Annotated in this window: 20 protein-coding genes; 13 read left to right on the top strand and 7 right to left on the bottom strand. The window is 38.2% G+C overall.

What is annotated here, in order from left to right; genetic code table 11:
- The first annotated feature begins 54 nt into the window (after positions 1 to 54).
- The 4 genes from ACJVDK_RS07775 to mgtE all read left to right on the top strand — a co-directional run bounded on the left by ACJVDK_RS07775 (position 55) and on the right by mgtE (position 7,077).
- Positions 55 to 1,536, top strand: a complete 1,482-nt coding sequence (locus ACJVDK_RS07775; RefSeq protein ID WP_443939712.1) for an undecaprenyl-phosphate glucose phosphotransferase — start codon at positions 55 to 57, stop codon at positions 1,534 to 1,536.
- A gap of 48 nt (positions 1,537 to 1,584) precedes the next feature.
- On the top strand, positions 1,585 to 2,304 hold the full coding sequence (locus ACJVDK_RS07770) for a hypothetical protein (protein WP_443939711.1): 720 nt from the start codon (positions 1,585 to 1,587) through the stop codon (positions 2,302 to 2,304).
- Positions 2,305 to 2,322: 18 nt separating this feature from the next.
- Positions 2,323 to 3,957, top strand: coding sequence for a hypothetical protein (locus tag ACJVDK_RS07765; protein WP_443939710.1), 1,635 nt, complete (start codon positions 2,323 to 2,325; stop codon positions 3,955 to 3,957).
- Positions 3,958 to 5,700: 1,743 nt separating this feature from the next.
- Positions 5,701 to 7,077, top strand: coding sequence for a magnesium transporter (mgtE, locus tag ACJVDK_RS07760; protein ID WP_443940038.1), 1,377 nt, complete (start codon positions 5,701 to 5,703; stop codon positions 7,075 to 7,077).
- 1,445 nt (positions 7,078 to 8,522) lie between these two features.
- On the opposite strand, the gene ychF is transcribed toward mgtE, so the two are convergent.
- Positions 8,523 to 9,623, bottom strand: coding sequence for a redox-regulated ATPase YchF (ychF, locus tag ACJVDK_RS07755; RefSeq protein ID WP_443939709.1), 1,101 nt, complete (start codon positions 9,621 to 9,623; stop codon positions 8,523 to 8,525).
- Between the two features lie 138 nt (positions 9,624 to 9,761).
- Here ychF and ACJVDK_RS07750 point away from each other — a divergent pair, with 138 nt between their 5' ends.
- Positions 9,762 to 10,223, top strand: coding sequence for a DUF5362 family protein (locus tag ACJVDK_RS07750; protein WP_443939708.1), 462 nt, complete (start codon positions 9,762 to 9,764; stop codon positions 10,221 to 10,223).
- On the opposite strand, the gene ACJVDK_RS07745 is transcribed toward ACJVDK_RS07750, so the two are convergent.
- The 3 genes from ACJVDK_RS07745 to ACJVDK_RS07735 form a co-directional block, all read right to left on the bottom strand.
- On the bottom strand, positions 10,224 to 11,138 hold the full coding sequence (locus tag ACJVDK_RS07745) for a serine hydrolase (RefSeq protein ID WP_443939707.1): 915 nt from the start codon (positions 11,136 to 11,138) through the stop codon (positions 10,224 to 10,226). It lies immediately after the preceding gene.
- A gap of 318 nt (positions 11,139 to 11,456) precedes the next feature.
- Positions 11,457 to 11,780 carry a DUF3276 family protein gene (locus ACJVDK_RS07740; RefSeq protein ID WP_443939706.1) on the bottom strand — a complete coding sequence of 108 codons (324 nt, stop codon included), beginning with the start codon at positions 11,778 to 11,780 and terminating at the stop codon, positions 11,457 to 11,459.
- A 77-nt stretch (positions 11,781 to 11,857) separates the two neighbouring features.
- Positions 11,858 to 13,648, bottom strand: coding sequence for an ABC transporter ATP-binding protein (locus tag ACJVDK_RS07735; protein ID WP_443939705.1), 1,791 nt, complete (start codon positions 13,646 to 13,648; stop codon positions 11,858 to 11,860).
- A 406-nt stretch (positions 13,649 to 14,054) separates the two neighbouring features.
- Between ACJVDK_RS07735 and ACJVDK_RS07730 the strand changes: the two genes are divergently transcribed.
- From ACJVDK_RS07730 to ACJVDK_RS07695, 8 genes are all read left to right on the top strand, one after another.
- The gene (locus tag ACJVDK_RS07730) at positions 14,055 to 15,143 is read left to right on the top strand and encodes a Glu/Leu/Phe/Val family dehydrogenase (RefSeq protein WP_443939704.1); all 1,089 of its coding nucleotides are present in this window, start codon (positions 14,055 to 14,057) and stop codon (positions 15,141 to 15,143) included.
- Positions 15,144 to 15,189: 46 nt separating this feature from the next.
- Positions 15,190 to 16,140, top strand: a complete 951-nt coding sequence (nusB, locus tag ACJVDK_RS07725; protein ID WP_443939703.1) for a transcription antitermination factor NusB — start codon at positions 15,190 to 15,192, stop codon at positions 16,138 to 16,140.
- Between the two features lie 9 nt (positions 16,141 to 16,149).
- Entirely contained in the window at positions 16,150 to 16,596 is a 447-nt protein-coding gene (locus ACJVDK_RS07720; protein ID WP_443939702.1) for a DUF1573 domain-containing protein, read from the top strand.
- Between the two features lie 48 nt (positions 16,597 to 16,644).
- A complete protein-coding gene (yajC, locus tag ACJVDK_RS07715; RefSeq protein WP_443939701.1) occupies positions 16,645 to 16,959 on the top strand; it encodes a preprotein translocase subunit YajC in 315 nt (104 codons plus the stop codon).
- A 147-nt stretch (positions 16,960 to 17,106) separates the two neighbouring features.
- Entirely contained in the window at positions 17,107 to 18,054 is a 948-nt protein-coding gene (locus tag ACJVDK_RS07710; RefSeq protein ID WP_443939700.1) for a CdaR family protein, read from the top strand.
- Positions 18,054 to 18,662, top strand: coding sequence for a dephospho-CoA kinase (gene coaE, locus ACJVDK_RS07705; RefSeq protein WP_443939699.1), 609 nt, complete (start codon positions 18,054 to 18,056; stop codon positions 18,660 to 18,662). The genes ACJVDK_RS07710 and coaE overlap by 1 nt, the downstream gene beginning before the upstream one ends.
- An 83-nt stretch (positions 18,663 to 18,745) precedes the next feature.
- Complete coding sequence (locus ACJVDK_RS07700; RefSeq protein WP_443939698.1) at positions 18,746 to 19,687, top strand: MBL fold metallo-hydrolase; 942 nt, start codon at positions 18,746 to 18,748, stop codon at positions 19,685 to 19,687.
- Positions 19,688 to 19,761: 74 nt separating this feature from the next.
- Positions 19,762 to 19,920 carry a DUF5522 domain-containing protein gene (locus ACJVDK_RS07695; protein ID WP_443939697.1) on the top strand — a complete coding sequence of 53 codons (159 nt, stop codon included), beginning with the start codon at positions 19,762 to 19,764 and terminating at the stop codon, positions 19,918 to 19,920.
- 220 nt (positions 19,921 to 20,140) lie between these two features.
- On the opposite strand, the gene ACJVDK_RS07690 is transcribed toward ACJVDK_RS07695, so the two are convergent.
- Genes ACJVDK_RS07690 through ACJVDK_RS07680 form a run of 3 tightly spaced genes read right to left on the bottom strand, consistent with a single transcriptional unit; the run spans position 20,141 to position 22,155 of the window.
- Positions 20,141 to 20,863, bottom strand: coding sequence for a ZIP family metal transporter (locus ACJVDK_RS07690; protein ID WP_443939696.1), 723 nt, complete (start codon positions 20,861 to 20,863; stop codon positions 20,141 to 20,143).
- Positions 20,864 to 21,427: a phosphatase PAP2 family protein gene (locus ACJVDK_RS07685; protein ID WP_443939695.1), complete on the bottom strand. Its 564-nt coding sequence runs from the start codon at positions 21,425 to 21,427 to the stop codon at positions 20,864 to 20,866.
- Positions 21,424 to 22,155: a class I SAM-dependent methyltransferase gene (locus tag ACJVDK_RS07680; RefSeq protein WP_443939694.1), complete on the bottom strand. Its 732-nt coding sequence runs from the start codon at positions 22,153 to 22,155 to the stop codon at positions 21,424 to 21,426. Before ACJVDK_RS07680 ends, ACJVDK_RS07685 begins: the two co-directional genes overlap by 4 nt.
- Positions 22,156 to 22,220 lie beyond the last annotated feature (65 nt).

Genomic DNA, 22,220 nt, shown 5'->3' with positions numbered 1-22,220 from the left:
ATATTTGTTAAAAGTATTTTTTTTAGTAAATAATCACCCTATATAAAAATCATCATGGCTGCCGATTATCTTTGGAATCTCTCAAAAGAGTTCACTCGTTCAGAGGATCGAACTACAAATCCTGGTCAGATATCAACCTCGTTGACTGATAAGTATGGGTCTTATTACAAGGGCTTAGCAACAATCATTGATTTATCTTTATTAAATGCCTCTGGTTATTTGGTGAGTGCTATCAAGCACTGGGGCGTTCATGCGATATGGATTAATAAAGTAAATTTGCCGCATGTACTTTTGGTTAATTTTATTTGGTTCTATGTTACGCAAAATACCAAGCTTTATCAAGATCTTTTTGCTAAAGATTCTATACCAACCATCAAACAATCCTTTTTAAGTGTATTGTTTTTCTCATTGCTTTTAAATTTATTGATTTATTTTGTTCCGGATTTTCGCACAGCGGATGGAACAATCTTATATACCTTGGCAATTTTTACACCTGTATTCTTCATGGGTAAGATTGTTTTCTTGTTATTAAGAAGAAATCAACGCGCTAATTTAATTGAATACACCAAAGTCGTAATCGTAGGAGCGGGGCCGGTTGGTTTAAGTTTAGCCAAGCTGATTGACCGTCAAAAAACGTTGGGCTATCAAATCGTAGGTTTCTTTGATGATCGGGAAGATTTAAGAAAAGAAGGCGTTACGCGTTTAGGTTCTGTGAATGATTGTGTGAACTATGTTAAAAAACACAACATCAGCGAAATCTATTGTGCTTTACCAGAAGGTGCACAAGACCATATTGAACGCCTGATGCGTTTGGCGGATAAAGAGATGATTCGTTTTAAACTGGTGCCGGATGTGAAAAATTATTTCAAAAAAACGGTTAGTGTGAAAATGTTAGGGCATTTACCTGTTTTGAGTCCGAGAGAAGAGCCTTTAGAAAATATTTCCAATAAAATTTTTAAACGAATTTTTGATATTGTGTTCTCGTTGTTGGTGATTGTTTTTGTGATGAGTTGGTTGCTTCCTTTATTGGCGATTCTCATTAAACTAGAATCAAAAGGCCCCGTTTTCTTTAAGCAGCTTCGTTCAGGGAAGGATAATAAACCTTTTTACTGTTTGAAATTTAGAAGTATGCGTGTGAATTCTGATTCGGATAAGTTACAAGCACAGAAGAACGATTCGCGCATTACCAAATTGGGCGCTTTTATGCGTAAAACCAGTATTGATGAATTGCCACAATTTTTTAATGTACTGGTTGGCGATATGTCGGTAATTGGGCCACGTCCACACATGTTACAGCATACACAAGAATATTCTAAAATAATAGATCAATTCATGGTACGTCATTTCTTGTTGCCAGGTATTACAGGATGGGCACAAGTAAGCGGTTTTCGTGGAGAAACCAGAGAAGATGGCTTAATGGAAGCACGCGTAGAAGCCGATATTTGGTATTTAGAAAATTGGTCGCTTTTATTAGATTTTAAAATCGCTTTTTTAACCGTTTGGCAAGTAATTGCCGGACACAAAAATGCTTATTAGTTGAAAATATTAAATAATATAATACACAAACCCCATTAATTAATGATTATGAAAGAGAAGTTTACTATACTTTTTATCTGCAGTTTCTTTTTGTTTAGCGCAAATCTAAAAGCACAGGAAGAAGGAGCAAAGCCTTCGCAAGGCGCAGCAGAAAGTGCCGATAGAAGCAAAGTTGTTTTAAGTGCCCATATTTCTACCCAGGGTTTAGGAATGGATGTAAAATATGCTTGGACACCGAAATTCGCTATTCGTGGTGGTGCGAGTATTATGCCATTTGATGGTCAAACAGTTTTTAGCGTAAACAGTCAGCCAACAGACTTAGATTTTAAAGTTGCTTTTGGAAATGCACATTTATTGTTCGATTGGCATCCGTTTTTAAACGAGAAATCGTTATCGCGTAAAGTAGTGGTAACAGGTGGTGCTGGTTATTTTTGGCAAGCAAAAGGTGAAGCTGTTGTAACGTACAGAGGAACATACATGTACGGAGATATTCCAATCACAAGTGCAGAATTAGGTCAGTTACAAGGAACCATTAAATGGAACAAAGTAGCGCCTTATGCTGGATTTGGTTTTGAGAATGTATTTCCACGTAACAAGTTTAACGTAGGTTTTGCAGTAGGTATGTATTACATGGGCGAACCAGAAGTTACCTTAGTAGGTACAAACTACTTGGCCGCTAATACAAGCAATCAACAGCAATTGCAAGAGAATATGTCATTTTACCGTTTCATGCCGGTAGTACAAATTAATTTTAACTTTGGTCTTTAATCTAAATCCCTTATCAAAATGAAAAAAATCTATAAAATATTTAGTTTCATACTGCTTGCAACCGTTCTTTTGAACAGTTGTAAGAACCCATCGTATGATATTAATGTATTATTTGATGCAGATGTCATCAAGTATAAAGCAACACTCGTGTTAAAAGATGCCAATGGTGCAACTTTACCAAGTAATATTTCTGTAACTGCAACCGGAACAGATGCAGCGAGCATTTACGATTTTTCGGGAACGAAAACCATTTATGCACCTGCTGGCGTAGCTACTTTAGGGGTAACGCCAAAGGGAATTCCAACAGCTAACAAACCAGTGATGTTCAATGTTTTAATTAAGGCACCTGGTTATGATGATAAAAACATTCCAGTTTCGATTGTAGAAAATCAGTTTAGTCAGATTATTTATGTTACCTTGTTAAAAACGATGGTTCCTTCACCAGCTGCAACAGTGGTTTCTCAGGAAATTCCGTTAGCTGCAAATGGTGCCATTACAACAGCGGTTTCATTTAGTACGCCTACATCAAGCACCGTGGCAACAACTACGAGTATTACCGTTCCTGCAGGTACGCAATTTAAAGATGCAGCAGGCAATACATTAACAGGTGGTACCGTAACAGCTCAAGCCGTTAACTTTGATCCTAGTGATCCTGCTGCTTTAGCATTATTCCCAGGTGGTCAATTATCATCAACAAACGTGGTTGGTCCTTCTGGTTCAACTGGAGAAATGTTCTTCTTACCAGCTGGTTTTACAGAGATTAACATGTATGTTGGTGGGGTAGCAGTACGTAACTTCACTACGCCAATTAATGTAGCAGTACAATTAGATCCTACATTTAAACCACAGGCTACCGGTAAACCAATTGCAGCAGGTGATGTTTTAGGTATTTATAGTTACCAAACTTCAACCGGACAATTTAAATTTGAATCAAACGGTACCGTTGTTTTAGACGGCCAAGGTAAACCTTCAGTAAGTTTTTCTACCAATCACTTAACCGTATTTATTGTAGGTGATGCGATTGTAGTACCTCCAACTTGTCAGGATCCTAAAATTACGTATTCAGCTTCTTGGTTAGGTGTAGGAACTCAACCATTTAAAATTGAGTTGATTGGTGTAGATGGAAAAACAATTGTAGAGAAAATTGTTTCAATCGGTAATAACACTACGGATGTTTATCAAGGTTTACCTCCATTGGTTGTTCGTTATAAAATTTCAACCACTGCAGCAACTCCTGTTGTTGTAGCAGAAGGAATTATCAACGATCCATGTGCAGGTGCAAATATTACGATTACGTTACGTGATCCAGGAGTTCCTGTTCAGAACATTACTTTATTGTTAAACGTAAGATGTCCAGGATCGGGTACGATTCTCGTTCCAAACTTTGATTTGTTTTACAAACCAGCTGGTGCACCTGCTTCACAATATACGTACTTAGGTACTGCTGAAAATGGTTCAATCAAAACAACTGTATTGAAAATCGGAAGTGCATACGATTTCAGAACGTCATGGCGTAATTCAAGCAAAGAAGTTTTGAATAGAACAATCACACAAGCAGATAACTCAACTACTGTTGGTGAAAATGATTTCTTAGGAGATAAGAGCCCACAAGCAAATAAAGCGTTATTAATTGAAGCATGTAAAAATCTTTAATTACAAGCGAATCATATAATAGAAGAAGGCAGTTCATTTGGACTGCCTTTTTTGTTTTTCAGGATTTCTTGTAGCGCATTTTGGAATGTAGGCGCGTACGTTGTTCATTTTCGCGTATCGAACAATGAAGTTTTTTAAATCGTTTTCATGGTTGCGTGCGTAGCGCAGCAATTATGCTTTGTCATCCTTGAGCGCAGGAATCTCTTAAAGAAAAATCTTTTATCGCCTCATAGCCGGCGGGCTTAGTTCTTTTTTCTTGACAAAAAAGAACGAAAAAGTCAAGGCTAGGATCTGTTGTTGAATAAAGCTAGCAGAAGCTTGATGGCGATAATTTGAGGCCTTGGCTTCGCTCTATTCCTTCCGCTCGGCTGCAAATTCTCTTGAACAGTAAGAATTTGAACGTTTCTGCACAGCTTCTCGCTGCTTTCTTCGTCCAACACCTCCTAGGCCGGTCCTAGCATGGGGGCTAGCCGAGCAATTGCCAAAATAAATATGCTAGTAAAACAAACGTTCAAAATAGCATGCACTAACCGAAGTACGCCCGTCGATCCCGAATGCTCGGGATGCACCCCCAGCAGCGGGAGAAAACAAAAACAGCTGCTGAAACATTCGAATACCCACCACCGAGCCTTGTTCTATTCAGTTTTGTGGCTAAAATTAATATTGGTTACAGAACCAATCGCCACAAAACCAGCGAGATTGTTTTTGTTTTGTGTAATGGCCTTGCGGGCAAAGCTGCCTAGCCGGATCGACAAAGGCTTTTGGTTACTTTTGGCCCACAAAAGTAAATGCCCTGCCGGCAAAAGAGGCAGGAAAGGGAAAGAGGGTTGGCAAACACCTAGCACCGAATAAAGAAAATTTCTTAAACACCCTCGTCATTGCGCGCTTAGTAAGCAATCTCATAAATAGAAATCTTTTATCGCCTCATAGCCGGCGGGCTTAGTTCTTTTTTCTTGACAAAAAAGAACGAAAAAGTCAAGGCTTGGATCTGTTGTTGAATAAAGCTAGCAGAAGCTCGATGGCGATAATTTGAGGCCTTGGCTTCGCTCTATTCCTTCGCTCGGCTGCAAATTCTCTTGAACAGTAAGAATTTGAACGTTTCTGCAAAGCTTCTTACTGCTTTCTTCGTCCAACACCTCCTAGGCCGGTCCTAGCATGGGGGCTAACCGAGCAATTGCCAGAATAAAACATGCTAGTAAAACAAACGTTCAAAATGACAGGTATTAACCGAAGTACGCCCGTCGATCCCGAATGCTCGGGATGCACCCCCAGCAGCGGGAGAAAACAAAAACAGTTGCAGCAACATTCAAATCTGTACAACCGAGCATTGTTCAATTCAGTTTTGTGGTGATGATTAAATCTTGGTTACAAAACCAATCTCCCACAAAACCGCGCGATGCTGTTTTTGTTTTGATGAATGGCTTTGCTGGCAAAGCTGCCTAGCCGGATCGACAAAGGCTTTTGGTTACTTTTGGCCTACAAAAGTAAATGCCCTGCCGACAAGAGGCAAGCTAGGGAAAGAGTCTGGAAGTCCGAAAGGTCGGTGATAATAGAGCCTGAAAATAAATGTAGTTTGAAAGTCTGGAGGTGCAAAACTACAATTATGAACCCCAAAACCTTCCATTTAATAAATGTGTCAAATATCTAAAACTAGGGCGCGTGAAATTTGGCTTTTATGAAAATAAAAACGCAATTTTGCAACCGTTAAATGAAGGATTCAAGCATGTAAAATTTGATTTTGTTATGGAAGAGTTGGTTGTAGAAGAAGTTCAAGAATTACTTGAAAAGGACAACGATAGAGCATTAAAGCGTTATTTAGATACGCTTAATATTTCCGACGTTGAACAACTAATAGATGAATTTCCGCAACATGCCGCAAAATTTATCGAAACCATTTCACTAAATCGTGCTGTAAATGTTTTTCGTATCCTTGATTTCCCTACTCAGGAACGGATTATTCAGAAACTTTCCGGTAATAAGCTCAATCAAATTATAAAAGATTTACCTCCCGACGATCGCACGGCATTGTTTTCGGAATTGAAAGGAGAAGTCGTAACTAAAATGATTGCACTTTTACCTCCTGAAGAGCGAAAAGAATCGTTATCCCTTTTGGGCTATAAAGAAGACAGTATCGGACGCTTAATGACTCCAGATTACGTTGCTGTTAAGCCGGATTGGACCGTTAGCCGTGTGCTGGCACATATTAGGCGTTATGGGAAAAATTCTGAAACCATTGATGTAGTATATGTTATCGATAAAGAAGGTGTTTTATTAGATGATATCCGTATTCGCGAAATTTTATTAGCCGATCCCGAGGCTATTATTGGTGAGCTGACCGACAACCGTTACATTGCCTTAAATGCGAATGCCCCACAAGAAGACGCGATTAATACATTCCGTATGAATAACCGGGTAGCCTTACCCGTGGTAGATGATCACAATTTGCTAGTTGGTATTGTAACCGTTGATGATATTTTGTGGATTGCGAACGAAGAGTATACGGAAGATATTCATAAAATTGGAGGTACCGAAGCACTTGACGAACCTTATTTGGATATGCCAATCCTGAAGCTTGTAAAAAAGCGTGCAAGTTGGTTGATTATCCTGTTTTTAGGCGAAATGTTAACCGCAACTGCGATGCAGCATTTTGAGGTCGATTTGCAAAAGGCTATTGTGTTATCCTTGTTTATTCCTTTAATTATGAGTAGTGGAGGAAACAGTGGGTCTCAGGCCTCTACCTTAATAATTCAGGCCATGGCGCTGGGTGAAGTAACTATTTCAGGCTGGTGGCGTGTCATGCGGAGAGAAATTATCTCCGGACTACTGTTAGGCTTAATTTTAGGAAGTATTGGTATGTTGAGAATTGTGCTTTGGCAAAATCTCCATTTTTATAATTATGGCGAACATTGGTTTTTAATAGCACTTACCATCTTTTTCACTTTGCTAGGCATTGTGCTGTGGGGAAGTTTAATCGGTTCTATGATGCCGATTATTATGAAGCGCTTAAAGCTTGATCCAGCTACTTCATCCGCACCTTTTGTAGCAACAATGGTCGATGTAACGGGTATATTAATCTATTTTTCGGTCGCTATGTTGATTTTAAAAGGAGTTTTGTTGTAACAATTAGTAAAGCTTTTTTATTCACGCTCATACTATTTAAATAACAACGGCGCGTTTGCTTTTTAGCATGGGGGCTAGCCGAGCAATTGCCAGGATAAAACATGCTAGTAAAACAACCGTTCAAAATAGCAATCATGAACCGAAGAACGCCCGTCGATCCCGAATGCTCGGGATGCACCCCCAGCAGCGGGAGAAAACAAAAACAGTAGCAGAAACATTCGAGTTTGTACTACCGAGTATTGTTCTATTCAGTTTTGTGGTATAATTAATCTTGGTTACAAAACCAATCCCCACAAAATTTTATCGCCTCATAGCCGGCGGGCTTAGTTCTTTTTTCTTGACAAAAAAGAACGAAAAAGTCAAGGCTTGGATCTGTTGTTGAATAAAGCTAGCAGAAGCTCGATGGCGATAATTTGAGGCCTTGGCTTGGCTCTATTCCTTCGCGCGGCTGCAAATTCTCTTGAACAGTAAGAATTTGAACGTTTCTGCACAGCTTCTTACTGCTTTCTTCGTCCAATCCCGAATACTCGGGATAAACACCTAGGCCGGTCCTAGCATGGGGGCTAGCCGAGCAATAGCCAGAATAAACATGCTAGTAAAACAACCGTTCAAAATTTCAGGTATTAACCGAAGAACGCCCGTCGGTCCCGAATGCTCGGGATGCACCCCCAGCAGCGGGAGAAAACAAAAACAGTTGCAACAACATTCAAATCTGTACAACCGAGCATTGTTCAATTCAGTTTTGTGGCAATAATTAAATCTTGGTTACAAAAAAAATTCCCACAAAACCGCGCGATGTTGTTTTTGTTTTGAGGAATGGCCTTGCGCGCCAAGCTGCCTAGCCGGACCGACAAAGGCTTTTGGTTACTTTTGGCCCACAAAAGTAAATGCCCTGCCGGCAAGAGGCAAGTAAAGGAAAGAGGGTTGGCAAACACCTAGCACCGAATAAAGAAAATTTCTTAAACACCCTCGTCATTGCGCGCTTAGCAAAACAATTTCTTAAAGAAAAATCAATTATCGCCTCATAGCCGGCGGGCTTAGTTCTTTTTTCTTGACAAAAAAGAACGAAAAAGTCAAGGCTTGGATCTGTTGTTGAATAAAGCTAGCAGAAGCTCGATGGCGATAATTTGAGGCCTTGGCTTCGCTCAATTCCTTCGCTCGGCTGCAAATTCTCTTGAACAGTAAAAATTTGAATGTATCTGCAAAGCTTCTTACTGCTTTCTTCGTCCAATCCCGAATACTCGGGATAAACATCCTAGGCCGGTCCTAGCATGGGGGCTAGCCGAGCAATTGCCAGAATAAAACATGCTAGTAAAACAAACGTTCAAAATAGCAATCATGAACCGAAGTACGCCCGTCAACCCGGAATGCATCCCACACAGTGGAATCAAAAAAAAAGCTACCCCAATAGGATAGCTTTTATATGAAAAACAGTGTTTCGTTTTTTATACATTAAATCTAAAGTGCATAATGTCGCCATCTTCAACCACATAGGTTTTTCCTTCGACACCTAACTTACCAGCTTCCTTACACGCATTTTCCGAACCTAAGGTTACGAAATCAGTGTATTTAATAACTTCTGCACGGATAAAACCTTTTTCAAAATCGGTATGGATAACACCAGCCGCTTGAGGCGCAGTGAAACCTTTTGTAATGGTCCATGCTCTTACTTCCTGAACACCTGCGGTAAAATAGGTATACAAGTTTAATAATTTGTATGCAGCGCGAATTAATTTGTTTACACCCGATTCTGTTAAACCTAAATCGGCTAAAAATTCTTGACGCTCTTCATAGCTTTCTAATTCAGCAATTTCCGATTCAATTTTAGCAGAAATAACCAAAACCTCAGCATTTTCATCCGCTACATTGGCACGAACCAAATCCACGTATTTATTGCCGGTTACAACAGAAGCTTCGTCTACGTTGCATACATACATCACCGGTTTTTGAGTCAATAAGCCTAAGTCTAAAATAAAATCGAAATCTTCCGTCGATAAAGGAGCTGTACGAACTGATTTACCACTCTCTAAATGCGTTTTCACAACCGATAAAATCTCATACGTACGTTTGGCATCTTTATCACCTCCGGTCTTCGCCATTTTTTCAACCTTCTGAATACGTTTATCTACGGTATCCAAATCTTTCAGCTGTAATTCAGTATCAATAATTTCTCTATCGCGAATAGGGTCAACCGAACCATCTACGTGGATTACATTACCGTCATCAAAGCAACGTAGAACGTGAATAATCGCATTGGTTGCACGAATATTGCCTAAAAATTGGTTACCTAAACCTTCGCCTTTCGAAGCGCCTTTAACCAAACCAGCAATATCAACAATTTCAATGGTATTGGGTTGAACTTTTTGGGGTTTAACCAATTCAGCAAGCTTCGTTAATCGGTCATCCGGTACGGTAATTACCCCCACATTTGGTTCTATTGTACAAAACGGGAAGTTTGCCGCTTGGGCTTTTGCATTCGATAAACAGTTAAAAAGAGTCGATTTTCCCACATTAGGTAAGCCAACTATACCACATTGTAATGCCATTTATATAATATTGATTTTACGATTTACGATTTCATCTTTCAGGCCGCAAAGATACATTTTTAAAACCTTTATTTAAACCTTTGTACTTGTATCGAACGGATATTTTCTCTAAGTTTAGCCAAAATTAACAAAATCATCATGGAAGAATATTCAGAAGAAAGATCGCAAGAAGTAAAATTAATTGTAACAGAAGAGATGCGCAGTTATATTTACGATATAACGAAGTGGGCTAGATTTTTGGCTGTGGTGGGTTTTGTATTTTCTGCATTCTTAATTATAGGCTCTTTCGGTATTGGCGCATTGATTTCTGGAAATCCTCAAATGAGCACACAGTTAGGGTTCTTAGGTTCAGCGGGTTCAGTTATTGTGACGTTTATCTATTTAGCCTTGGGTTTGTTATATTTTTATCCAAGCTTGTTGTTATTTAGAGTGGCCAATAGAGGAAAACATGCTGTTTTATTTGGTGATCAGGAAAATTTAAACATCGCCATGCGCAATTTGAAATCGTTGTTCACTTTTTTGGGGGTGTTAACAATTGTGATTATTGTAGTCTATATCTTGTTAATATTTCTTGCTGGAGCAACAATGCAGGTTGCGTAACTATTTCAGGTATTTTTGCATGCCATCGGGCTGTTTCCAGTTGTATTTTGGTTCATAATAGTTCCAAAGTAGTTTGCTAAGATTCCGGATTAAGGTCCAAGCTTCATTGCTGTAGGTCCAAGAGGTATCTTTTAAGTTTTTGGTGGTGATACAAAAAACATAATCACCATGTGGCGCATTAACCAATAAAACTTCTGAGCGGGCGGCATCAACCGCACCCGATTTAGACGCCACTTGAATTGTAGGAGGGATCTGTGACAAAGCCTCTGAATCCCAATAAATGCGGATGAGATTACGGTATATTCGTTCGGAAGCTGCAGCATTAATCATTTTACCATCGCGAATAAGGGTCAAAAGGGTCGCCATTTCTTTTGGAGTGGTTTGACCCCAGCCATATTTTTGCCAATCCAAACGTCGACCTGGTGTGCGGGAATTAACACGCGTATGCTGAAGACCATTTTTTTCCATTAAGCTGTTAATGGCTGTGCCAGTACCCGCTAAATATTGACTCCACAAACTTGCGGTATTGTCGCTCGTTGTAATCATTAACATCAATACTTTACTGAGTGCAATCTTTTCATGATCCTTAAAAGATCCTAAGATATCTTCACCAGCATACAACAAGCTATCTCGGTAGACCAACGTGCTGTGATAGTCCAATTCACCTGCCTCAACTTTATTAAAAATACCACAGGTGATGGGAACCTTAATCATACTTGCCGTGGGGAAAATAGTATCGGCTTGAATAGAAGCTGATTTGCCGGTTTTTAGATTTTTAACATAAATACCCACATCACCATTAAATCCTTTCACCAATTCATTTAATTTGTTTTGCAGCTTTTTATCTGTTTTTTCTTGCGCTTGAACAATGAGTAATGCAAAGGATAGGAAAACGAGCGAAAAATACTTTTTCATTTTTTTTTGAGAGTTGATTGCTGTTAAATCTACTATAAAATAAGGGAAAATGGTCGATGGTAAGTAGTAAAGTGGTGAATAGTAAATTGGTAATAGGATGGTGCCCTGCCAAACTTTGCGTTCTCTGTGATTTAGTGGCCTCTGCGGTTAAAAAATGTTGTAAGTTATAGGTAATAAGTATTAAGACGGCTTAATTTGTTTTATAGCCCTTGCTCAATCAACAATTTAGCAATTCCAACAGAGTTTAGCAATTTCCTAAAAACAAAAAAAGCCTTGGCAAGTAGCAAAGGCTTTCATGTAATATTGTATAATCTTTAATTAAAATGAATAATCATCGTTTGATTTTAAACCATGTTCGCCATTTTCAGAGTATTCGTAGCGTTTTTCAACCACTTCTTGGTGCGTTTTGATGTATTCGACAGTTTCGGTCAAGCCTTCAGTAAATTTTTCAAAATCTTCTTTGTAAAGGAATATTTTATGTTTTACAAATACGCCGTCCTCTAATCTTTTTTTGCTCTCGGTAACAGTTAAATAATAATCACCCGAACGTGTCGCTTTAACATCGAAAAAATAAGTTCTTTTACCTGCTCTTATTTTCTTTGAAAAAACTTCTTCTCTCTCTTTATTGTCGAATTCTCCCATGGTTGGTAATGATGTTGGTTTTTGGTTTCGGTAAATATAAAGCAAATATTTAAAGTTCAAAATACAATTTACATAAATTAACTACTTTTAGTCTCTTCTTCTAGTAATTGATTCAAATAAAGCTCTTTATACGCTCCGTTTAATGCTAAAAGTTGTTCATGGTTGCCCATTTCTACGATTTTTCCATCATCCATCACCAGTATTTTATCCGCATTCTTAATTGTTGAAATTCGATGAGCAATTAAAATACAGGTTTTATCGCGCATTATTTTGCTCAAATTTTGCAGAATTTCTTCTTCTGTTTTGGTATCAACGGCAGAAAGACAATCATCGAAAATTAAAACGCTAGGTGATTTTATCAGCGCTCTGGCAATTGAAACGCGCTGTTTTTGTCCCCCAGATAGGGTTATTCCGCGTTCACCAAGCATGGTTTCAAAGCCTTGTTCAAAATGGATGATATTCTGGTAAACAGAAGCATTTTTCGCTGCATTTTGTACTTCTTCATCGCTAACTTCATCTAAACCAAAAGCAATATTGTTTTTAATGGTATCCGAAAAGAGAAAAACTTCTTGCGGAACAAAACCAATTTGATTCCGGTAATTTTTGAGGTTTAAGCTTTGCAAAGGCTCATTGTCTACGAAGATAGTTCCACTTTCTACGTCGTACATGCGCATGAGTAAGTTCGCTAAAGTGGATTTACCTGAGCCTGTTTTTCCGATGATGGCCACAAATTCGCCATTTTTGATTTCAAAGCTGATGTTTTTTAAGGCCTGGATTCCGGTATCGGGATACGTAAAATTAACATTGTTAAACCGGAAATTACCGTGTAAGTGACGTTCTGCGGTGTTTTTTGAAACAATATCGGATGGAATATCTAAAAATTCATTAATCCGTTTTTGTGAGGCTGCTGCCCGTTGAATGAGCGAGGTTACCCAACCCAACATGGTTACGGGAAAGGTTAACTGGGTGATGTAAATAATAAACTCAGCAATGTTTCCTGGTGTGATGCTCCCGTTCATTACCTGAACGCCGCCAATGTAGATGGTTAAGATGGTGCTTAAACCAATCAAAAGCAACATGGTAGGGTAAAATAGGGCAGAAACCCGTACTAAACCCATCGATTCGTTTTTATACGCATTGCTTTTATCTTCAAAACGGTTCCGGGTATATTCTTCGCGTACATACGATTTTATAATGCGAATACCCGAAAAGCGCTCCTGTACAAAACTTGATAATTCGGAGAGTTGCTCTTGTATTTGACCGCTTTTTTTAAAAATTAATCGATTTACATAATAAATGATAATCACTAAAAAGGGGAGAGGAAGCAGGCAATAAATGGCCAGTTTGGAATTCACGTCAAACATAGACCATATAATGAGCATGGAAAGCATAAAGGTGTTCACCGTATACATAATGGCCGGTCCAACGTACATGCGTACGCGATTTACATCTTCGGTAGCACGGTTCATCAAATCGCCGGTATTGTTGCGTCTGTAAAAACCTAAACTCAATCGTTGGTAGTGCTGATAAATGTCGTTTTTCATATCGAATTCGATATGTCTCGACATTAAAATGATGGTTTGACGCATAAAAAAGAGGAACAAACCACGGAGCAAATAAATGGCAATAATTAAACAACCAAAATACAGCAAGCAATTGCTGAATATGTTATAAACAATCTCTTGGCGTTCAAAGCCATTAAAAAGGCTAAAGATTTGGATGTTCTCGGTTATCATATCAAATGCATAACCAACTACTTGGGCAGGAATAACACCAAAAATATTCGAGATGATTACGAAGATAATCCCCGGAAGGATGCGCCACTTATACTTCAGGAAATACTTATTTAAGCTTTTAAGGTGTTTCATTTAACGCAAACTTAGGTAAAATTAGTGCTAAGTCAATGGTTAATGGTCAATAGTTAAAGGTCAATGGTCAATAGTCATTGGTTAAAGGTCAATAGTTAATAGTCAATGGTTAATGGTCAATAGTTAAAGGTCAATGGTCAATAGTCATTGGTTAAAGGTCAATAGTTAATAGTCAATGGTTAATGGTCAATAGTCAATGGTTAATGGTCAATAGTCATAGGCAATTTGCTGCTCACCCCGCTACTACTCACTATTCACTATTCACTACTCACTATTCACTACTCACTATTCACTACTCATTACTTTCTATTCCTTTCTCAGCACACAGCTTTCCCAAAAAATACAATTGATGCTGTATTAATGGTTTTTTATTTTATTTTTGCAGAAGCTTAGTTGTACATCTAATATGCCAGCAAACTCTACCTTTGAAAGTTCGATTTTAAATCAATTAAGTGCTTACGGGCACAAAAAGTTGGTTTTTTGTAACGATGCCGATACCGGATTAAAAGCCATAATTGCCATACACGACACAACATTAGGGCCAGCTTTAGGGGGAACCCGTATGTGGAGTTACGCTACAGAAAGTGAAGCTTTAGAAGACGCGCTACGTTTATCCAGAGGAATGACCTATAAATCGGCTATTACTGGATTAAATTTGGGTGGTGGAAAAGGCGTAATTATCGGTGATTCTAGAAAAGATAAAACCGAGAGTTTGATGCGTGCCTACGGGCGATTTATTAAAAACCTGAACGGGGAGTTTATTACCGCTGAAGAAATGGGAACCAACACGCGCGATATGGAATACATTCGCATGGAAACCAACCACGTTACAGGCGTGCCTGAATCGATTGGTGGGGCAGGAAACCCAGCACCCTTTACCGCTCAAGGAGTATATTTGGGTATTAAGGCAAGTGTGAAAGAAGTATTTGGCACCGATATGCTAGCCGGTAGAACCGTTGTAGTACAAGGAATAGGAAATGTAGGTGAACACTTGGTAGCATTATTAAGAAAGGAAAATGCCGAAGTTTTGATTAGCGACATTAACCAAGAACAACTGAACCAAGTGGCTCGAAAGTACAAAGCGAAGCCAATTGAAGCAGATAAAATTTTTAAGGTAGATGCCGATATTTATGCCCCTTGCGCAATGGGAGCAACAGTAAACAGCAAAACGATTGAAAAAATGAAGTTTGCAATTATTGCAGGTTCTGCTAACAATCAGTTAGAAAACGAAGTTGAAGATAGTGAATTACTACTAAAAAAAGGGATTTTGTTTGCTCCGGATTATTTAATTAACGCCGGAGGACTTATTTCATGTTATTCTGAATTAACTGGTTTCGGAAAAAAACGGACGGTGCAATTAACAGAAAATATTTACGATGCAACGCGCAACGTGATAAAATTGAGTAAGTCGGAAATGATTCCTACCAATACAGCCGCAAATCGTATTGCCGAAAAACGAATCGCGGACATTAAAAAAATTAAATCGGCATATTAAATAATTTATAAATGGGTTTAAAAACCAGAGAATCGTTCTTATATTCATGTTAAACAGAAGGCACTTAAGAATTAAAGTCTTGCAAAATATTTTTGCATGGCACATGGCAGACAAAAAAGACATTAAAGGTGATTTAAAAATTTTAATGCAAAGTATCGACAATGTATATGAAATGTACATTTGGATGCTGTCTTTACTGGTAGAAGTTACCGAATTTACTGCAAATGATGCTGCAGAGCGTGCTAACAAGCACATTAAATCTGCAGATGACATGAACCCTAACCTAAAATTGTTGCATAACAAATTTAGTGTGTTAGTTCAGCAAAATCCTGAATATATTTCAGCTATTAAGAAATATAAAGTAGATTGGGGTTTCGATCCAGAAATACGTAAAACAATTTTCAATGCATTAAAAGCATCGAAAGAGTATGCGGAATACCTTGCTTCGCCAGACGAAACACTGGAATCATCAAAGGATATTATCAAATACATTTTTAGAAAAATCATTCTAAAAAATCAAGCAATTATTCAGGTTTTTGAAGAGAAATTTATCAATTGGCAAGTAGATCATGAGGTAATGAAAGGTATGGTGGCAAAAACACTTAAAACCTTTGTAAACGATGATCCATTTAAAAATAAATTAACCGAGATTTCACCTGATTGGATAGAAGATAGCAAATTTGTGCAAGACCTTTTCTTGTATACATTACAGAATGATGCTAAATATCAAGAGTTAATTGCCGATAGAACCAAAAACTGGGAATCGGAACGTATAGCATTAATGGATACAATTTTGATGAAAATGGCTATTTGCGAATTGATGAATTTTCCATCAATCCCGGTTAAAGTAACCATCAACGAATATTTAGAGTTATCAAAAGATTACAGTACTCCGAAAAGTAATTCATTTATTAACGGTATTTTAGATAAAATTTTGGGCGATCTTAAGAAAACCAATGCGTTGAAAAAAATTGGTCGTGGCTTAATAGAAGAATAACAACTTTACATGAAGAAAATTTTTGTTTTAGCAATTGTAGCTTTATCGTTTGCTGCATGCCGTAACGCCAATACGCAAACGCAAGAAGAATCGGCAGTAAAAAGTGGTGTAGAAAGCCCACAATACGCACCGGTTGATGCGCCTGTGATTACTTTCGAAAGAGAGATATTCGACTTTGGAAAAATTAAGCAAGGGGATGTGGTTACGCACGAATTTAAGTTCAAAAACACGGGTAAAAACCCTTTAATTATTGCGGAAGCTACGGCTACCTGCGGTTGCACCATTCCCCAATGGCCACGCGAGCCAATTTTACCGGGCAAAGAAAGCTTAATCAAAGTATCGTTCAATAGCACAGGTAAAATGGGTATGCAAGATAAAGTGGTAACCATTACCTCGAATGCCAATCCAACCATAACCTCTGTTCATTTAGTAGGCGAAGTATTAGAGAAAAAATAATTGAAGTTCTTGAACAAAAGAATTTCATCATCAATCAAATAAATAAAAATGATATCAACAGTAATTTTACAAGCAGCAGGCGGCAACGGAATGTTGGGTACAGTTGTTCCTATGGTCCTTATCATGGTAGTTTTCTACTTTTTCATGATTCGTCCACAAGTTAGAAAAGCAAAAGAACACAAGAAGTTAGTAGCTGAGCTAGGTAAAGGCGATAAAATCATTACAACAGCGGGTATTCATGGCCGTATTGTAGACATGAACGAAACAACTTTCTTAATTGAAGTAGAAAGCGGTGCTAAAATTCGTTTCGATAAATCAGCCGTTTCATTAGATGCAACAAAAGCAGCAGCTCCAAAAGCTTAAGCACTTAGAAAAGAATAGAAGAGCTATCCAAAAGGATGGCTTTTTTTATTTATAGCCCGCCCGGTTTCCTATTTTCCAGTTTACTTTGTTACATTTGGTCAAATTCTTGTGCTAATAGTGAAAAAATTATAGCCCCTTTTTACGTATATGCCATTTATCCGATTAACCAAAATAGAAAGAAGACGTGTGTTTAGTCTGTTTGCCTGTTTACTTCTGGCAATAGGCGCTTGGTTTTTTATGGCTTTGAACAATAAATATGTGTATGCAGCAAGAACGGTGCTGATATACAAGAATTTTCCTCAAAAAAGAGCCTTTCACCCACTACAGTCAGATACGGTTGATTTACAGGTGGAAGGAACCGGTTGGCAGTTGCTTTTTGATCGTTTAAGAATCAAGCCGCAATCCATTTTTGTGAATTTAAATAAACTGAATACACGTGAGTTTATTGTTTTTTCTGATCAATTATTAGCCATTAACAAACAACTGGAAAGCGCGCAAAAGGTGATATCTGTAAAGCCTGATACGCTTTATTTCGACTTCACACAGCGGACAGTCAAGAGAGTGCCGGTTAGATTGGTTAAAAACATCGAGTTTGTAAAGCAATTTGGTATTTCAGACGATATTGAATTAACACCGAAGTATGTAACAGTAACAGGTCCAATAGAAGAATTAAAGAAAATTAAAGACTGGAGTACCGATACACTTACGTTGAACAAAGTTGCAGCCAGTACTACCCAAAGGATTAGAATGCAGCATAGCAAGTTTAAAAATGTGGGCATTTTCCCGTCATCAGTTGAAGTAAAAGTACCCATTGATGAATTTACGGAGAAAACTGTCGATGTTCCCCTGCTGGTTAAAAACAATGTAAATTATGATAATATTCAGCTTTATCCGAAAAAGGTAAAGGTTACATTTTTAGTTGCGTTGAACCACTACGCCGAAATAGATGAAAGTTTTATTAAGGCAACGGTTGACTTGAATGAATGGAGAAATTTTGGACACAAACAATTTACTGTAAATATCACAGAATTTCCCGAGTATTGTAAGCTGCTGAGCATAGTGCCAGCTAAAGTTGATTTTATAATACAAAGATAATGTATAAAGTAGGGATTACAGGAGGAATAGGAAGTGGTAAAACCACGGTTTGTAAAGTATTTGAGGTACTAGGTATTCCTATTTTTTATGCCGATACCGTGGCAAAAGAAATTATGGTGACCGATGCACAATTAATTGAAGATGTTAAAATCGCTTTCGGAAAGGAAAGTTATTTCGATGACGGAAAATTAAACAATAAACACATTGCGAGCATTGTATTCTCAAACAAAGCCGAACTGGCTAAATTAAATGCATTTGTTCATCCGGCAGTATTTAGAGCCTACGATGCTTGGGAAAAAGCCATTGATCCTACAATACCCTACACCTTAAAAGAAGCAGCTGTATTGTTCGAAAGTGGTTCTTATAAACTTTGCGACACCACTATTTTAGTAACGGCTCCCTTAGAACTCAAAGTAAGCCGCGTGATGCAACGCGACCAGGTTTCTGCCGAACAAGTAAAAGCCCGCATGGATAAACAAATGTCTGATGAAGACAAAGTTAAAATGGCAGAACATTTTATCATGAACGATGAGCAGCACAGTATTATCGAGCAAGTAATGGCTCTGCATCGTCAATTTGTGACGCAAAGTGCTCAAGCCATTGTCTAATTAAAATCCTACTTGTAAATAGCACAACCTTTATTCCTGAATAAGTGTAGCTTTGCAGCAGCTAGTCATTTTTTAGCTTGTCCATGATATTAACAGATTTTATTACCCTTAGTCCTATAGGATTATATTGCAGCTACGGCGATTTTTATTTAGACCCACAGCAACCCGTTGTAGAAGCCGTTATTTCGCACGCACACGGTGATCATGCCGTAGGAGGGAACCAGAACGTATATTGTACAGCTCCAACAGTGAGTTTTATGCAACACCGATACCGCAAATTCGCAGCCGTTGATTTTCATGTGCAACAGTACGCAACAACCTTTAAAATAAAAGAGGTAAGCATTACATTTTATCCGGCCGGACATATGCTAGGCTCGGCACAAGTATTAATGGAGTACAAGGGAGTAAAATATTTGTATACCGGAGATTATAAAATTGAACCCGATGCAACGTGCGAAGCTTTCGAATTTGTAAAAGTAGACGTGCTCATTACCGAAAGTACATTCGCTAATCCAGAAACCAAACATCCCGATGCTGCGGAAGAAATCAAAAAGCTGAACAGCACAACGGCAAATATCATGTTAGGGGCATACGCTTTGGGTAAAAGTCAACGAATGATTCAGTTGATAAACGAATTTTGTCCAACCCGACAAATAATGGTACATCACAGTATTTTACCCTTTGTTAAACTATACGAAAGCTACGGCATAAAATTAGGTAATTACAAACTATACGACCGCAAGGCGATGAAAAACAACTTAGAACACCAGGTGTACATCGTCCCGCCAATGGTTTTTAACAGTTACCATAAAGCCATCAACGTGGTTCGGGCATTTGCCTCTGGCTGGAAAAATTTGCAACAACAAAACGGAATTGCCTTGTATATTTCTGACCATGCCGATTGGGATGCAATTTTAGAAACCATTCAAAGAGTAGAACCCACTCAAGTATGGACCCTTCATGGCGACGGAAAGCACTTAAAAGAGTATTTTAAAGAACGTTTAGAAGTTAAAATTTTGAATTAGTATATTGATTAACAAACAAGTTACTAACTAATTACCCCATTCAACCAGTTCCCGAATTACCCAATTAACCACGTATGCAAGAAGGAGTCGATTTTTACTTTAATGAACAAGGTTTGATGGTCTTTACCGAAGCTTATCATTTAAAAAGAGGCACTTGCTGTAAAAATAAATGTAAGCACTGTCCATGGGGGTATGGGAGGGAGAAGCCTAAAGGCCAGAATCCGAAGTCTTGAGTCTTTAGTAGAAAGTATCAAGTTGTGAGTATTAAGTATTAAATTAAGACAGGGGAGAGTAAGGATAAAGGAACAAAGAACAATGAGTTTAGCGTGTCAAAAAACACAGAAAATCCGTCATTGCGAACTGACCAATTCTACCAGTTCCCCAATTCACTATTCACCACTCACTATTGACTATTCACTATTGACTAATTCAACCAATTAACCAAAAAAACACCTAGTGCCCATGTCCGGCAAAAAAGCCAATCAGGGCAACGCCAATCCCTAATAAAACGGCAATCATTTTACGTGTGTTAATCTTATGGTCGGCGCTCGATTCAAACAAAATAGTGGTCGATATGTGTAAAAATATACCAATCACAATCCCCATAATTTTGTTGAAATAAGCGTCAATACCGCCAATAGAGCCATTGCTTAGGCCAACGCTAACGTAAAACCCTAGCGGAGCCATAATGGCGAAAACAATCAAGTAGATAAAAATACTGCCCTTTTTAAAGTGGTTCTGCATTAGAATACTCGCCAAGGCAAAAGCGGCAGGGATGTGGTGCAAAGCAATCCCGAAGATAAGTTCATTGTGTTGGTCTTTCGCTAAAGGCATTCCTTCTAAAAAGGCGTGCAAGCACAAGCTAATCATAATCCCAAAAGGAAAAACATGGCCATCGTGATGTTTGTGCATGTGTCCGTGTTCAACCCCTTCCGAAAATTGCTCTAAAACAACCTGCAATAGAAAACCAATCAGAATAAAAATCCCTATTTCGTGACTATCCGGTCCGCTGTAAGCGTCTGGAATTAAATGAAGCACCGTGATAGCAAACAAATACGACCCACTAAACGATAAAATCAGTTTCAGTAATTTCGATTTATCACTTTTAACTAAAAATATTGCCAGTCCGCCAAAAAGCGCACAAAAAAAGAGTACACAAAATTTCCAAGCTTCCATCTAAAAATCAGGTTGAAGTTTCTTAAATAATCGGGCGGTAAACAAGCCGATGCAAGTTCCCAACAAAGCTCCCACGGTAACATCAACAGGGTAATGCACCCCAACGTATACCTGTGCAAAGCTAATGATGGCCGCCCAAAAAAGGCCAATAGGTAAAATTGGCTTCCATTTAGGATAAAATAAACAAATTAAAAATACAGCAATAGCAAAGTGATTGGTGGCATGTGCCGACGGAAAACTTTGTCCACTGCCACAAGGCACTCGGTGAATAATCTCATTCGCCAAATGAATATCGTTACAAGGCCTAATCCTATTTACAAAAGGTTTAATAATTTTCGATGCAATTACATCGCCCATGGCAAACGTAAAAAGCAACATTCCAATAATGTAATAACCTTGTTTTTTATACTGTTTAATGCAAAAAACAATGATAAATAAGTACAAAGGCGCCCAAAAAAAGCGATTACGCATCAAAGGCATCAACCAATCAAAAAAACTATTTGAAAGTCCGCGGTGAATTTTTAAAAACAATTCAACATCAAACTGTTGGATTTGCTCAATCATGCCTTTTTGCAAATTAAAATTAAACGGTCCGATTCGCAGTCATTAAAATCATCTAAAGCATAATTACCAAAGGTTTTTTCAATCACCATTCCGGCTTTATTGAGCATGCGCGTAAAATCATCCAAGCTAAAAGCCGCCACGCGCTCCTCAAAATTGTATACCTTTTTGTTGTCCTCGAAATTAATTTTCTTGATAATTTTATTGTCTACAACATTTTTTGTGATGTTAAACCGAATTCCGTCAAGTTCTTTCGTTTCACAAGCATTTAAATTACGAACAATTTTCTCGGTATTAAAATAATCAATCACCAAAATACCATTTGCATTTAAGCACTTGCGGAAAGTTTTCAAGGTATTTACATGGTCCTTTTCGCTGTCAAAGTAGCCAAAACTGGTAAAAAGATTCAGCGCGATGTCAAAATAATTGATGTAAAACAATCGGCGCATATCGTGCACCAAAAAATGAAGTTTGTCATTTTCAAATTGTTTGGCGTGCTTAATGCTTTGGTCCGATAAGTCAATTCCCGTCACATCAAAGCCCTTTTTATTCAGGTAAATGGAGTGACGTCCCTTTCCACAAGCAATGTCGAGCATCCTTGCATCCGCCTTTGGCGCTAAAAATTTCGTTAAATTATCGATGAAAAATTCAGCCTCTGCATCGTTTCGTTCCTGGTAAAGAATGTGATAGTACGGGGAGTTAAACCAATATTGAAACCACTTACGCTGCATATAAAAGCTGTTTTTGTTTGCGAAAGGCACAAATATAGGATTTTGATTTTGCTACAAAACAATCC

This window comes from Pedobacter paludisoli, from assembly GCF_052344095.1.
GTDB lineage: Bacteria > Bacteroidota > Bacteroidia > Sphingobacteriales > Sphingobacteriaceae > Pedobacter.
Note: the sequence above shows the minus strand (reverse complement) of the source record. Positions and strands in the feature narration are given on the sequence as shown.

Bases quoted from the DNA above. Each gene is read 5' to 3' on its own strand.
- ACJVDK_RS07775 (WP_443939712.1), top strand. From the start codon at position 55: ATGGCTGCCGATTATCTTTGGAATCTCTCAAAAGAGTTCACTCGTTCA.
- ACJVDK_RS07770 (WP_443939711.1), top strand. From the start codon at position 1,585: ATGAAAGAGAAGTTTACTATACTTTTTATCTGCAGTTTCTTTTTGTTT.
- ACJVDK_RS07765 (WP_443939710.1), top strand. From the start codon at position 2,323: ATGAAAAAAATCTATAAAATATTTAGTTTCATACTGCTTGCAACCGTT.
- mgtE (WP_443940038.1), top strand. From the start codon at position 5,701: ATGGAAGAGTTGGTTGTAGAAGAAGTTCAAGAATTACTTGAAAAGGAC.
- ychF (WP_443939709.1), bottom strand. From the start codon at position 9,623: ATGGCATTACAATGTGGTATAGTTGGCTTACCTAATGTGGGAAAATCG.
- ACJVDK_RS07750 (WP_443939708.1), top strand. From the start codon at position 9,762: ATGGAAGAATATTCAGAAGAAAGATCGCAAGAAGTAAAATTAATTGTA.
- ACJVDK_RS07745 (WP_443939707.1), bottom strand. From the start codon at position 11,138: ATGAAAAAGTATTTTTCGCTCGTTTTCCTATCCTTTGCATTACTCATT.
- ACJVDK_RS07740 (WP_443939706.1), bottom strand. From the start codon at position 11,780: ATGGGAGAATTCGACAATAAAGAGAGAGAAGAAGTTTTTTCAAAGAAA.
- ACJVDK_RS07735 (WP_443939705.1), bottom strand. From the start codon at position 13,648: ATGAAACACCTTAAAAGCTTAAATAAGTATTTCCTGAAGTATAAGTGG.
- ACJVDK_RS07730 (WP_443939704.1), top strand. From the start codon at position 14,055: ATGCCAGCAAACTCTACCTTTGAAAGTTCGATTTTAAATCAATTAAGT.
- nusB (WP_443939703.1), top strand. From the start codon at position 15,190: ATGTTAAACAGAAGGCACTTAAGAATTAAAGTCTTGCAAAATATTTTT.
- ACJVDK_RS07720 (WP_443939702.1), top strand. From the start codon at position 16,150: ATGAAGAAAATTTTTGTTTTAGCAATTGTAGCTTTATCGTTTGCTGCA.
- yajC (WP_443939701.1), top strand. From the start codon at position 16,645: ATGATATCAACAGTAATTTTACAAGCAGCAGGCGGCAACGGAATGTTG.
- ACJVDK_RS07710 (WP_443939700.1), top strand. From the start codon at position 17,107: ATGCCATTTATCCGATTAACCAAAATAGAAAGAAGACGTGTGTTTAGT.
- coaE (WP_443939699.1), top strand. From the start codon at position 18,054: ATGTATAAAGTAGGGATTACAGGAGGAATAGGAAGTGGTAAAACCACG.
- ACJVDK_RS07700 (WP_443939698.1), top strand. From the start codon at position 18,746: ATGATATTAACAGATTTTATTACCCTTAGTCCTATAGGATTATATTGC.
- ACJVDK_RS07695 (WP_443939697.1), top strand. From the start codon at position 19,762: ATGCAAGAAGGAGTCGATTTTTACTTTAATGAACAAGGTTTGATGGTC.
- ACJVDK_RS07690 (WP_443939696.1), bottom strand. From the start codon at position 20,863: ATGGAAGCTTGGAAATTTTGTGTACTCTTTTTTTGTGCGCTTTTTGGC.
- ACJVDK_RS07685 (WP_443939695.1), bottom strand. From the start codon at position 21,427: ATGATTGAGCAAATCCAACAGTTTGATGTTGAATTGTTTTTAAAAATT.
- ACJVDK_RS07680 (WP_443939694.1), bottom strand. From the start codon at position 22,155: ATGCAGCGTAAGTGGTTTCAATATTGGTTTAACTCCCCGTACTATCAC.